This window comes from Streptococcus mitis, assembly GCF_946188375.1.
In the GTDB taxonomy this organism is placed as follows: Bacteria; Bacillota; Bacilli; order Lactobacillales; family Streptococcaceae; genus Streptococcus; species Streptococcus mitis_CX.
The window spans coordinates 1-13,200 of record NZ_CAMHUS010000004.1; the positions used below are offsets into that span (position 1 = coordinate 1).

A 13,200-nucleotide genomic window follows, 5' to 3' on the forward strand; every position below is an offset into this window, starting at 1 on the left:
TACCGCCGTGAAAAGGCGGTGTCTTAACCCCTTGACCAACGGACCTGAGCTGTTATTTTCAACTCTTACTATTATACTGGCTTTTCAAACTTTGTCAACACTTTTTTGAAACTTTTTTTCAAATTAAGTAAAAAGAGTCAACATTATACTGACTCTTCTATTGATTATTAAACTTGGAAGCACGTTCTTCTCCCCACCAATATGGGATTAGTTCTGCGACTTTCACTGTCTTTCTTCTATCGTAGTCCATCATGAATTCTGCATCTTTATTTTCAGCATTAAGCTCTAAAAGGAATTCTCTACAGGCACCGCAAGGCATGGCTGAACTTCCACCATAAGGTGGTTTGTCTCGAAAAGCTAAGACTTTTTTAACTTTAGTTTGTCCCGAGAATTGGTACATATTGAAGAGTGCTGCCCGCTCTGCGCAGAGATGGAAAACACCACAGGTTCCCTCCATACAGAATCCTGTAAATAGTTGTCCATCTTCTGCTTCTACTGCGGCAACGACATGATTAGCATAAACAAAATCAGATACTTCATGTGGATTATACAATTTCTGTGCTTCTTCGTACATCTTTTCCCAGATGTCCATTATTGTATCCTTCTTACTTAGAGATTTCCTTTAACATATTTTCGATATGTTGGATTGATTTTTCACGGCCTAACAAGAAGATAGTATCTGGCAATTCTGGTCCATGCATTTCACCTGAAACAGCGACACGAATAGGCATGAAAAGATTTTTACCTTTAATACCTGTTTCTTTTTGGACTGCTTTAATTTGTGGGAAGATATTTTCTGTCACAAACTCATCATCTGTCATTGCTTCAAGTTTTGCTTTGAAGGCTTCAAGAACTGTTGGGACTGTTTCACCCGCCATGACTTCGCGCTCTGCTTCTGTCAATTCTGGGAAATCTGAGAAGAAGAGATCTGTCAATGGGATAATCTCATCTACTGATTTCATTTGTGGTTTATAGAGCTCAACTAATTTTTCAGCCTTGTCAGTCAATCGACCTGCTTCTTCTAGGAATGGTTTTGCCATTTCAAAGATAGTTTCTAGGTCTGCATTCTTGATATAATCATTGCTCATCCAGTCTAGTTTTTTCTGGTCAAAGGCTGCTGGAGACTTGCTGAGGCGGTTTTCATCGAAAAGTTTAATCAATTCTTCACGAGAGAAAATCTCATCTTCGCCACCTGGGTTCCAACCAAGAAGAGCAATAAAGTTAAAGACTGCTTCTGGTAAATAACCTTTTTTACGGTAGTCTTCGATAAACTGAAGGGTGTTAGTATCACGTTTAGACAATTTTTTCCCAGTTTCAGAGTTGATAATCAAGGTCATGTGACCAAACTCTGGAGCTTCCCAACCAAGTGCTTCATAAACCATGAGCTGTTTTGGTGTATTAGCAATGTGATCGTCTCCACGGATTACGTGAGAAATTTGCATATCATGGTCATCGATGACAACAGCAAAGTTGTAAGTTGGATAACCGTCTTTCTTTTGGATAACCCAGTCACCACCGATATTGCCACCTTCAAATTCGATATCACCTTTGACCATATCATGCCACTTGTAGATACCTGACTCATTGACAGCCAAACGAACAGTTGGGATGATACCAGCTGCTTCACGTTCTGCGATGTAAGCTGCTTTTTCTTCTTCACTCATACCAAGGTATTCATTGATGTAGCGTGGTGTTTCGCCAGCTGCTTCTTGGCGTTCGCGTTCAGCTGCCAACTCTTCTTCTGTAACGTAAGATTTGTAGGCTTTTCCTTCAGCTAACAGTTGGTCGATGTATTTTTGATACAAGTCCAAACGCTCAGACTGGCGGTAATTTTCATGTGTTTCTGGGCTTTCATCCCAATCCATACCTAACCAACGAAGGTTTTCAAGTTGTGAACGTTCACCATCTTCGACATGGCGTTTACGGTCAGTATCTTCGATACGGATAATAAAAGTTCCACCATGATGACGTGCGTAAAGGTAGTTGAACAATGCTGTACGGGCATTCCCGATGTGTAGTAGTCCTGTTGGACTTGGTGCGTAACGTACGCGGATATCTTTTGACATAGTTTCTCCTATAAAGTCTCTAGGCGTCTGCCTTTTTGCTCTCTATATTATATCACAAGTCTTGGCTGAGTCCAATTTCTATGGATAAAGAGAGTAAAAAGAGTGGACAAACCACTCTTTTCTTCTATTATAGACGTGCGTTAAGTTCTTTGCTCAATTCTTCAAATCCTGGTTTTCCAAGAAGGGCAAACATGTTACGTTTGTAAGCTTCAACACCTGGTTGGTCAAATGGGTTGATAGCATTCAAGTAACCTGAAAGAGCGATAGCCAATTCGAAGAAGTAGATTGTATAACCAAGAGTGAAAGCGTCTTGCTCTGGAAGAGTCACGTACATGTTTGGTACATCACCATCTGTGTGGGCAAGAAGAACACCATCAGTTGCTTTTTTGTTTACAAAGTCAACGTCTTTTCCTTGAAGGTAACCAAGTCCATCAAGGTCTTCTTCCAAGCTAGGGATAATCACGTTTTTACGAGGTTTGTCAACACGGACAACTGTTTCAAACATGATACGAGTTCCTTCTTGGATAAATTGACCAAGTGAGTGCAAGTCAGTTGAGAAGTTGGCTGAAGTTGGGTAGATACCTTTTTGGTCTTTTCCTTCTGATTCACCAGCCAATTGTTTCCACCACTCTGAGAAGTATTGAAGTGATGGCTCGTAATTTACCAAGATCTCAGTTGCATAACCTTTACGGTAAAGGATGTTACGAACTGCTGCGTATTGGTAAGCTTCGTTTTCAGAGATTTTATCTGAAGTGTAGTCTTTGCGAGCTGCATTCGCACCTTCCATAAGGGCTTTGATGTCAGCTCCTGATGCTGCGATTGGAAGCAAACCAACGGCTGTCAATACTGAGAAGCGTCCACCGATATCATCTGGAACAACAAATGTTTCCCAACCGTTAGCGTCTGCTTCAACCTTAACAGCACCTTTTTGGCGGTCAGTTGTTGCATAGATACGTTTGTTTGCTTCTTCTTGACCGTATTTCTTAACCAAGAGTTCTTTGAAAACACGGAAAGCGATCGCTGGTTCAGTTGTTGTACCTGATTTAGAAATCACGTTTACTGAGAAGTCTTTGTCAGCTACGTACTCTACCAAGTCAGCAAGGTAAGTAGATGAGATTGAGTTTCCTGCGTAAAGGATCTGTGGAGCTTTACGTTCTTCTTTTGTTTGCAAGTTTGCAAAGTGGTGATTCAAGAAATCGATTGCTGCTTTGGCACCAAGGTAAGATCCACCGATACCGATTACAACCAAAACATCGCTGTCTGACTTGATTTGCTCAGCAGCTTTCAAGATGCGGTCAAATTCTTCGAGGTCGTAGTTTTCAGGAAGGTCCAACCATCCCAAGAAGTCGCTACCAGCACCAGTTCCTTTACGGATCAATTCATCTGCTGCTGTTACTTGTGCTTGCATGTATTCCACTTCATGTGGTGCAACAAATTTGTCTAAAACTTTTGAATAATCAAATTTAATATGTGACATGTTATTCCTCCAATATTTCTTCTTTTCTATCATAACGCTTACCTTCGTTTTTTTCAAGTTTTTTTGTCGAATTTCTCCAATTTTTATCAGAATTCAAACGTTTGCGTAAAAATGCCACATTCCAAAAATTTTGAAAAAATAAAATAAAGAACGACCAGATGTCCCAGTCGTTACAATTCATTCAATAAATACTCAAATAGTTCTAAATTGCCATCTTCTTCATTAACCAGAAACTCTGGATGCCACTGCAAACCGATAATGCGGTGCTCATCGATAGACTCAATCGCTTCGATGGTCTGGTCTCTTGGATCAATAGCAGTTACACGGAAATTAGGTGCCAAATCTTTAATGCTTTGACGATGGACGGAGTTGACTTGACTTTCTTTTCCAAATAGCTTAGCCACCACGCTTCCTTCTACTGTCTCAATAGAATGAGATGTTCCGAAAGGCAGGCCTTGCCAGTGACCTTCGATTTCTTGATTGAGGGTGCCGCCAAAGGCAACATTGACAAGTTGAACACCGCGACAGATTGCCATAATTGGTTTATTCTGACGAAGAGCTTCCTTCAAGAGTGCCAATTCAAATTCATCACGGACCAGATTGTAATCATCGCTCTCGATGGTCTTTTTCTCTCCATAAAACTGAGGATGGACATTTTGGCCACCTGTCAAGATAAGCTTGTCAATCATTTCTACATAATCGCGCACGACTGACTCATCACCAACAGGAATGACTAAAGGGAGACCGCCGACTTGACGAATGCTCTCTGCGAATCTACAAGATACAGATGAATGAATGTTTTTTCCTTCCGCGTCTACGGGACATAGATTTGCAGCAACTCCTACAACCGTTCTAGCCATGATGCCTCTCCTTTCGAATATTAACGATAGTCCTATCATATCACTCAAAATGCCTTTCGTCTAATATGTTTTTTTAAAGGCCGTGATAAATATTTTTTATGGACAAGAAAAAGCTGCCCACATAGGACAACTTCTTTCTTATTCGAAAACAAATTGATTGTGATAGAGTTCTGAATAGAAGCCACCTAGTTTCAAAAGTTCATGGTGGTTACCACGTTCAATGACTTCTCCATCTTTGAGGACAATAATCTGATCAGCATTGAGAATAGTTTTCAAGCGATGGGCAATGACAAAACTGGTTCTACCTGCTACAACTGCCTCCATGGCATGCTGAATCTTGCTTTCTGTCACCGTATCTACGTTTGAAGTTGCTTCATCGAGAATGAGAACTTCTGGATCTGTCATCAGGGTTCGAGCGATAGAAATCAATTGCTTTTGTCCTGTCGAGAAAATGCTTTGATCATCATCGATAAGGGTATCGTACTTATCAGGCAAGCTTTCGATATAGTCGTGAATGTGGGTTGCTTTGGCTGCTGCCTCAACCATTTCTTGACTAGCATCTGGTACACCGAAACGGATATTGTCTCGAATCGTTCCGCTAAACAAGACCGAATCTTGCAAGACAATCCCCACCTTGCTTCTGAGACTATCCAAGTCATAGTCACGGATGTCTTTCCCATCAAAATAAATACCACCAGCATCAACATCATAAAAGCGATTGATAAGGTTCATAATAGTCGTTTTCCCTGAACCTGTCGGACCAACAACCGCTGTCATCTGGCCTTTCGGAGCGGAAATGCTGACATCTTTCAAAATAGGTTTATAAGGCAAGTATGAAAAATCAATATGACTGATTTCAACACCTTCTTGCAACTTAGTGAAGATTGGAGCCTTTTCAGGTCGGATTTCTTCCTCTGCGTCAAACATTTCCTGAATCCGTTCAGCACCTGTAAAGGCTAACTGAAGGCTTCCCCAACTAGCCGCAACTTGAATAATAGGCTGGTAGTACTGCTGTGAAAATTGGGCAAACATAACAATCAGACCTAGGGCTGTACTAGTTTCAATAGACTTATCATTCAAAAGTACAGCTGAACCAGCAAAGATGACGATGGCTGTGTTAACCAAGCTCATCCCATTCATAACAGGGAAAAGAATTCCTGAGAACATTCTTCCTTTAAAGGTTGCCTTACGTACGCGCTCATTTTGTTCAAGAAATCCTGCCATCATATCCTCTTGAATTCCTTGCACAATCACGGCTTTTTGGCCTGAGATACTCTCATCCATATAGGCGTTGAGCTTCCCTACCTCTTTTTGCTGGAGGTTGGTGTATTTGCGTGCCATTTTTACAATAAAAATCAGCATAAGGAAGGCCACTGGTGTGCTGGCAATGGTGATGAGGGCCAGCGTCACATTTCTCGAAAACATGACGAGAATCAGACCAATATATAAAACAATATTGCTCATGACCTGAATCAAGCTTTCGTTAAAAGCTTGGAGGATATTATCCAAATCACTGGTAAAACGAGACAGGATATCGCCATCTTGTCGGCGGTCAAAGAAAGAAACAGTCAACCGAGCAAGCTTGCCAAAGAGGCCTTTGCGCATCTCGTTGGTCGATTCTGCAATCACGCGCGTCATGAGACACATGTATATCACACTGGAGATAAATAGAACCAAAACTAGCAGACCAAGATTGACCATGATTCCTGATAGGCTTTGCCAAACAAGTTCTGGATTGCCATTTTGATAAGCTTGAACTAAATTAGCTAACTCTGTTACCGCTTGTCCAGAAAATACCGGAAAGAGAGCTTGGGCAAGAGTCGCCAGAACAATCATCAGGATAACAACTACAAATGATAGCTTATAGACTTTAAAATAATTCCAAAAAAATTGAACTGTTTTCATGTTACTCCTCCTTTCCTTTCTGTGTTTCGTAGATTTCACGGTAAACGGAATTGTTGGCAACCAAGTCTGCATGCGTACCTTGACCAATCAATCGTCCTTGATCCAGTACTAAGATTTTATCTGCATGAACAACCGAGCTAATCTTTTGAGCGATGATAATGGTTGTCGTTCCCTTCAAGTCCTTATTCAAGGCTTCCTGAACCAGGCGCTCTGACTTGGCATCCAAGGCTGAGGTCGAATCGTCAAAAATCAGAATACGTGGATTGCTGACAATTCCACGGGCAATCGACATCCTTTGTTTTTGCCCACCTGAAAAGTTGGTTCCCCTTTCTTCAACTGGACTTTCAAAGGTTTTCTCCATACGATGAATGAATTCACTGGCTTGAGCAATATTGGCTGCGCGCTCCATTTCAAATAAAGTAGCATCTCCCTTACCCTGTCTCAAGTTATCTGCAATCGTTCCACTAAAGAGAATGGCACGTTGGAGAACGATAGAAACTGTTTTACGCAGGGTTCCTTCACTCACTTCTCGAATATCCTTGCCTCCAATTTTGATAGCACCCTCCTGTGGGTCAAAGAGACGTGGAATCAATTGAGCCAAGGTTGATTTTCCTGCACCAGTCGCTCCAACGACACCAACCATTTGTCCAGGTTCGACAGTAAAGCTCACATCTTTCAACATCGGTTCCTTATCCATTGGATAGGTAAAGGTCACATTTTCAAAGCTAAGACTTCCGACCAAGTCTTCATCTGGGACATCCTTGAAGGTCATGGCTGGCTCTGCGTCAAGAATTTCTCGAATACGACGCATAGAAATCATAGCACGACTGACAGAATTTCCCAAAAATCCAACCATAATAATAGTAAAGATAATCTGGCTTAGGTAATTAACAAAGGAAGCAATGGAGCCAACAACCGATGGATCCGATTGAACCATCCCTGCAACTAGCCAAATAGAGAGGAAAACCGCCCCATAGCCGACCAACATCATAAAGGGTTCCACTACTGAAAAGGCATAACCAATGTAAAGGTTTTGACCAAGAAGCTCGTCTGAGACATCTGTAAACTTCGCAAACTGCTCTTTTTCTTGGACAAAGGACTTGACCACACGAACACCGCGCAGATTTTCCTTGGCGATAGCATTGATGCGTTCAAGAAGGGTTTGAAACTTGGCAAAACGTGGCCCCATCATCCCCATCATGACAGCAGTCAAACCAAAAATCAAGATCACCATGAGAACAATCACCCACCACAGAGAGGGCAAAGTTTGAACCGCAAGGATAAACGAACCGATGAACAAGAGAGGAAGTCTGAACAGAATTTGGAAGGTCATCATGACGACATTTTGAATCTGGTTGATATCATTTGTCATGCGAACGACTAGATTTCCCGCATTAAATTGTTCAATATTGGCATAAGAAAAGGTTTGGATTTTACGGAAGGCGTCCTCCCGAAGATCGGATGAAACTCCTTGGGCAATATAGGCTGCAAGGACAACATTGAGACCACCAGCAACCAGACCGACCAAGGCCACACCAATCAACCAAGCCCCGATACTATAAATAGCTTCATATTTCCCAGCAAGTAGGGCGTCTAACACTTCCTGTAGATAACGCGGTTGCAGAAGTGAACTAGTAACCATCAAGCCTGTCATCAGAAGCGAAGCCAGGGCCTGCCACTTGTAGGTTTTTACTTTCTGAATCAGCATACTTTCTCCTTAAAAAATAGACAAAAGGGAGCGACAATGCGTCAGCTCCTTCTCATTCTGTTTGTGTGATGTTATTCTAGCAAAAAAGTGGGAACTTGTCAAAGAAGTCTCCTTGATACAGCTAGAATGACTAGTAATTTTCTCTTTATAGTTTCTGTTTTAACTCGACCAAGACATTCATAGCCTGCATAGGTGTCATATTGTAAACATCCAGCTTAGCTAATTCTGCTAGGATAGGATGTTTTTCAGTCGTATCAAAGAGTGAAATCTGTTCTGTGACATCACTTGTTTGCCTCATTGGAGCAGGACTTTCTGTCCCTTGATTCTCTAACTGAGTCAAAATCTTATCCGCCCTTGCTAAAAGGTCTGCTGGCAAGCCAGCAATCTTTGCAACATGGATACCATAGGATTTATCAGCTGGACCTGGTTCAATCTTGTGAAGGAAGGTGACCTGCCCATCCTGCTCCAAAGTTGCCACGTGGACATTAACCAAGTGTTGTAAACTAGACTCCAGACTAGTCAACTCATGGTAGTGGGTCGCAAAGAGGGTCTTAGCTCCGATGTGCTCATGGATATATTCGATGATGGACTGAGCAAGAGCCATCCCGTCATAAGTTGCAGTTCCCCGTCCCAATTCATCAAAGAGAATGAGAGAGTTCTTGGTCGCATGCGAAATGGCATTGTTGGCCTCCATCATCTCCACCATGAAGGTTGACTGACCTGAAACCAAGTCATCTGCTGCTCCGATACGGGTAAAGATAGCATCAAAAATCGGTAAATGGGCGCTTTCTGCTGGCACATAAGACCCCATCTGGGCCATTATCGCCGTCATGGCTAACTGACGCATATAGGTTGACTTTCCGCTCATATTGGGCCCCGTAATCAGTTGAATACTGGTATCTTCTGCCATCTGAATCGTATTTGGAATATAGGTCTGAGCCCCCATAACCTTTTCAACGACAGCATGGCGCCCTTTCTGGATATCAATTCGCGAATCATCTCCAAACTCTGGTCGAATCAAATGCTGGGTTTCGGCCACAACTGCTAGACTCTGTAAGACATCAACTGTCGCAATTCCTTGGGCTAGAGCTTGTAAACGTTGGATGTACTTGCTGACCTCTTCACGAATACGCATAAAAATTTCGTACTCTAGGTTAGCTGACTTCTCACGTGCCTCCAACATATCTCCCTCGATACGGGCTAATTCTTCGGTTCCAAAGCGTTCTGAGTTTTTCAGCGTCACCTTGCGGAAAAAGTGAGCAGGCACATTTCCCAGTTGCGAATTGGTCACATGGAAATAGTAGCCATCCTTTTTATTGTAGTCAATCTTAAGCGTGCTGATACCAGAGTTTTCTCGCTCCTTAGCCTCAATTTCAGCAATCCAACTAGTCCCTTCTCTGAGAACGCGACGGTACTTGTCTAAGGTCTCATCAAAGCCAGTCCGGATAATTCCTCCATCTGTAATCACATGAGGAGCTTCAGGAGCAATCGCTGCGCTAATCAAACTCTCCAACTCAGGGATTCCATCCAGTTGTTCGATGAGATAAGCTAGAGCAGGTTGCTCCATTCCTTCTAAAATCGCACGAATCCGTGGCACACTAGACAAGGTGGTCGCTAGCTGCAAGAGATCCTTAGGATTGGTTTTGCCAAAAGAAACACGACTAGCCAAGCGCTCAATGTCATAAACACCCTTGAGACTGTCTGTCAAATCACTACGCTCAAAGAAATGGTCGAGAAAGACCTGCACCACTTCTTGGCGTTGGACGATTCGTTCCTTATCAATCAGGGGGCGATGAATCCAAGACCGCAAGAGCCGCATACCCATAGCTGTTTTGGTTTCATCCAAAAGCCAGAAAAGACTGCCTTGCTTCTTACCTGAACGAGCATTCTCAACCAAATCCAGACTAGCCTTGGTCGCATAATCCATCTGCAAAAAATCTTTGATTTCATAGCGGATAACAGGCTTGAGGTGGTTCAATTCCCGCATCTGGGTTCGATGGACATACTGAAGCAGCTTACTAGAGGCTGCTTGCTCCACCGCTGCTAATCGTGAATCCAGTAAATGAAGGTCCTCAAAGCCTTCTTTTTCATAGGAAAGCACTAGATTCATCTGGCGACTGAGAATCTGTTCTTCTGCATCAGACAAATCATAACCCAGCACCACTTCTCGAGCCTTGAGATTACGAATTTCCCCACAAACCAGCGTGAAATCCAATAGACCTGTCACATAAAAGTCACCAGTCACCAAATCCATATAAGCTAGCCCAAACTGACTACCATCACGATCTACGGCAACCAAGAAATTGTTCTGACTGTCCGGCTTAGTGCTATCGACTACTGTCCCGGGTGTAATGACCTGAACAACCTCTCGTTTAACAACCCCAACCGCTTGCTTAGGATCTTCCATCTGCTCTGCAATAGCTACCTTATAACCCTGCTCAATCAACACATCGATATACTGTTGGGCAGAATGATAAGGAACCCCCGCCATAGGAATCGGATTGTCCGCATTCTTGTTGCGACTCGTTAAGGAAATTTCCAGAATCTGCGCAGCATTGACCGCATCCTCATAAAACAATTCATAAAAATCACCCATCCGAAAGAGCAAAAAAGCATCTGGATATTGCTTTTTAATATCCACATACTGTTGCATGCCGGGTGATAGCTTTTCTGTCGCCATTTTCCGTATCTCCTTGTCAAAAATAAGTCTTGAGAGCAACTCCCAAGACCTTACTTATCTTTCATCAGATCTAGCAAACGATCTTCCATGAGTTTGGCAACGTGCTGGTCTCGACAAATGACCAATAAGGTATTGGCACCAGCAACTGTTCCTAAAATCCATTCATCCTTGTTTGCATCTACAATATTTGCCAAAACAGAGGCTTCTCCCAGTTTGGTATGAAGCACCAAGGTAAACTCTGCTCTTGCAACACCTTCTAAATGATGAGACAAAAATTCCACCAAATCAATCTTTTCTGTCTCATTTGCTAGTACATAATACACCATATCATTTTTCTTGACCTTGGTCAAGCCGATTTCGCGCAAATCACGAGACAGGGTTGTCTGCGTCACAAAGACATTGTGCGCCTCCAACCTATCTTGAATTTCTTTTTGTGTGCTTAATTTCTCCTCAGTAATCATTTTTTTTATTAACTGATGACGATCTCTTTTTCTCATAAAATCCTCTTATATGCATATTTATAACTAATTTTATAACTATATTATACCAAAAAAACAGGAGATTTCAAAAATTTTTTCTTCTTTCTTTAAAATTGTGATAAAATAGTAGAAAAGTCCAAAAAGGAGCTCTTAATGAATACAAAAGAATTGATTGCTAGCGAATTGGCTAGCGTCATTGATAGCCTGGACCAAGAGGCTATTTTAAATTTACTGGAAACCCCTAAAAACTCAGAAATGGGAGACATCGCCTTCCCTGCTTTTTCACTTGCAAAAGTCGAACGTAAAGCACCTCAAATGATTGCGGCTGAACTGGCTGAAAAGATTAACAGCCAAGCCTTTGAAAAGGTTGTCGCAACAGGACCTTACGTCAACTTTTTCCTTGATAAATCTGCCATTTCTGCTCAAATATTGCAAGCTGTTATCACTGAAAAAGAACACTATGCTGACCAAAATATTGGTAAACAAGAAAATGTTGTTATCGACATGTCTAGTCCCAATATCGCTAAACCATTTTCTATTGGTCACCTACGCTCAACTGTTATCGGAGATAGCTTGTCACATATTTTCCAAAAAATCGGTTATCAAACAGTCAAGGTCAACCATTTGGGAGACTGGGGTAAACAGTTTGGGATGTTGATTGTTGCCTACAAAAAATGGGGCGACGAAGAAGCTGTAAAAGCTCATCCAATTGACGAACTTCTTAAACTCTATGTCCGCATCAACGCTGAAGCTGAAAATGACCCTAGCTTGGATGAAGAAGCACGCGAATGGTTCCGTAAACTTGAAAATGGCGACGAGGAAGCTCTCGCTCTTTGGCAATGGTTCCGTGATGAAAGTTTGGTGGAATTTAACCGCCTGTACAATGAATTGCAGGTTGAATTTGACAGCTATAACGGAGAAGCCTTCTACAACGATAAGATGGATGCAGTTGTAGACATTCTTTCTGAAAAAGGCCTTCTTGTTGAGTCAGAAGGTGCCCAAGTTGTCAATCTTGAAAAATATGGAATTGAACATCCAGCCCTCATCAAGAAATCTGATGGAGCAACTCTCTATATCACTCGTGACTTGGCTGCAGCCCTTTACCGTAAAAACGAATACCAATTTGCTAAATCTATCTACGTAGTTGGTCAAGAGCAATCTGCCCACTTTAAACAACTCAAAGCTGTCTTGCAAGAGATGGGCTACGACTGGAGTGAAGACATTACTCACGTTCCTTTTGGTTTGGTTACAAAAGAAGGGAAGAAACTCTCTACTCGTAAAGGGAATGTCATCTTGCTAGAACCTACTGTTGCAGAGGCTGTTAGCCGTGCCAAGGCCCAAATCGAAGCTAAAAATCCCGAACTAGAAAACAAAGACCAGGTGGCGCATGCTGTTGGGGTTGGAGCCATTAAATTCTATGACCTCAAGACCGACCGTACAAATGGATATGACTTCGACCTAGAGGCCATGGTATCCTTCGAGGGTGAAACTGGACCTTACGTTCAATATGCCTATGCTCGTATTCAATCTATCTTACGCAAAGCAGACTTTAAACCAGAAACTGCTGGCAACTATAGCTTGAATGATGCTGAAAGCTGGGAAATCATCAAACTCATCCAAGATTTCCCACGTATTATCAACCGTGCTGCGGATAACTTTGAACCTTCTATCATTGCTAAATTTGCAATTAGCCTGGCTCAAGCTTTCAACAAATATTATGCACATACACGTATCTTGGATGAAAGTCCAGAACGCAACAGCCGTCTAGCCCTTAGCTACGCAACCGCAGTCGTTCTCAAAGAAGCCCTTCGTCTTCTGGGTGTGGAGGCACCAGAGAAGATGTAAATCGCCAAAGTTACTTGATTGCGGAGCAATCTAAGTAACTAACGCCAAATCCTATTCGGACTTTGGCTAGGCGCTTCACTAGTTTTAGAACATAAATATGATCGATTTATGTCCTAAAACGTCGTAATCTTAAAGTTATTGGAACTAAAGCTCCTAATTGCTAGACGCTAGACGCTTATA

9 protein-coding genes are annotated in these 13,200 nt (G+C 42.2%); 1 reads left to right on the forward strand and 8 read right to left on the reverse strand.

Annotated features, from left to right (window positions below):
- Nucleotides 1-157: 157 nt before the first annotated feature.
- From N8M16_RS05130 to argR, 8 genes are all read right to left on the reverse strand, one after another.
- Nucleotides 158-592 carry a cytidine deaminase family protein gene (locus N8M16_RS05130; protein ID WP_223330414.1) on the reverse strand — a complete coding sequence of 145 codons (435 nt, stop codon included), beginning with the start codon at nt 590-592 and terminating at the stop codon, nt 158-160.
- A 13-nt stretch (nt 593-605) separates the two neighbouring features.
- Nucleotides 606-2,066, reverse strand: coding sequence for a glutamate--tRNA ligase (gene gltX, locus N8M16_RS05135; RefSeq protein WP_223330415.1), 1,461 nt, complete (start codon nt 2,064-2,066; stop codon nt 606-608).
- Between the two features lie 127 nt (nt 2,067-2,193).
- Nucleotides 2,194-3,543 (reverse strand): glucose-6-phosphate isomerase, encoded by a 1,350-nt coding sequence (locus N8M16_RS05140; RefSeq protein ID WP_261069746.1) that lies wholly within the window; start codon nt 3,541-3,543, stop codon nt 2,194-2,196.
- A 170-nt stretch (nt 3,544-3,713) separates the two neighbouring features.
- Nucleotides 3,714-4,403 carry a gamma-glutamyl-gamma-aminobutyrate hydrolase family protein gene (locus N8M16_RS05145; protein WP_000124770.1) on the reverse strand — a complete coding sequence of 230 codons (690 nt, stop codon included), beginning with the start codon at nt 4,401-4,403 and terminating at the stop codon, nt 3,714-3,716.
- A 138-nt stretch (nt 4,404-4,541) separates the two neighbouring features.
- The gene (patB, locus tag N8M16_RS05150) at nt 4,542-6,308 is read right to left on the reverse strand and encodes a multidrug efflux ABC transporter subunit PatB (RefSeq protein WP_261069747.1); all 1,767 of its coding nucleotides are present in this window, start codon (nt 6,306-6,308) and stop codon (nt 4,542-4,544) included.
- 1 nt (nt 6,309) lies between these two features.
- Nucleotides 6,310-8,016: a multidrug efflux ABC transporter subunit PatA gene (gene patA / locus N8M16_RS05155; protein WP_033685307.1), complete on the reverse strand. Its 1,707-nt coding sequence runs from the start codon at nt 8,014-8,016 to the stop codon at nt 6,310-6,312.
- Between the two features lie 145 nt (nt 8,017-8,161).
- A complete protein-coding gene (mutS, locus tag N8M16_RS05160) occupies nt 8,162-10,696 on the reverse strand; it encodes a DNA mismatch repair protein MutS (RefSeq protein WP_261069748.1) in 2,535 nt (844 codons plus the stop codon).
- 50 nt (nt 10,697-10,746) lie between these two features.
- A complete protein-coding gene (argR, locus tag N8M16_RS05165) occupies nt 10,747-11,193 on the reverse strand; it encodes an arginine repressor (RefSeq protein WP_001231476.1) in 447 nt (148 codons plus the stop codon).
- A gap of 135 nt (nt 11,194-11,328) precedes the next feature.
- Between argR and argS the strand changes: the two genes are divergently transcribed.
- Nucleotides 11,329-13,020, forward strand: a complete 1,692-nt coding sequence (gene argS / locus N8M16_RS05170) for an arginine--tRNA ligase (protein ID WP_261069749.1) — start codon at nt 11,329-11,331, stop codon at nt 13,018-13,020.
- Nucleotides 13,021-13,200: the final 180 nt, after the last annotated feature.

Excerpts from the sequence above, each read along its gene's own strand:
- N8M16_RS05130 (WP_223330414.1), bottom strand. The coding sequence starts at position 592 with ATGGACATCTGGGAAAAGATGTACGAAGAAGCACAGAAATTGTATAAT.
- gltX (WP_223330415.1), bottom strand. The coding sequence starts at position 2,066 with ATGTCAAAAGATATCCGCGTACGTTACGCACCAAGTCCAACAGGACTA.
- N8M16_RS05140 (WP_261069746.1), bottom strand. The coding sequence starts at position 3,543 with ATGTCACATATTAAATTTGATTATTCAAAAGTTTTAGACAAATTTGTT.
- N8M16_RS05145 (WP_000124770.1), bottom strand. The coding sequence starts at position 4,403 with ATGGCTAGAACGGTTGTAGGAGTTGCTGCAAATCTATGTCCCGTAGAC.
- patB (WP_261069747.1), bottom strand. The coding sequence starts at position 6,308 with ATGAAAACAGTTCAATTTTTTTGGAATTATTTTAAAGTCTATAAGCTA.
- patA (WP_033685307.1), bottom strand. The coding sequence starts at position 8,016 with ATGCTGATTCAGAAAGTAAAAACCTACAAGTGGCAGGCCCTGGCTTCG.
- mutS (WP_261069748.1), bottom strand. The coding sequence starts at position 10,696 with ATGGCGACAGAAAAGCTATCACCCGGCATGCAACAGTATGTGGATATT.
- argR (WP_001231476.1), bottom strand. The coding sequence starts at position 11,193 with ATGAGAAAAAGAGATCGTCATCAGTTAATAAAAAAAATGATTACTGAG.
- argS (WP_261069749.1), top strand. The coding sequence starts at position 11,329 with ATGAATACAAAAGAATTGATTGCTAGCGAATTGGCTAGCGTCATTGAT.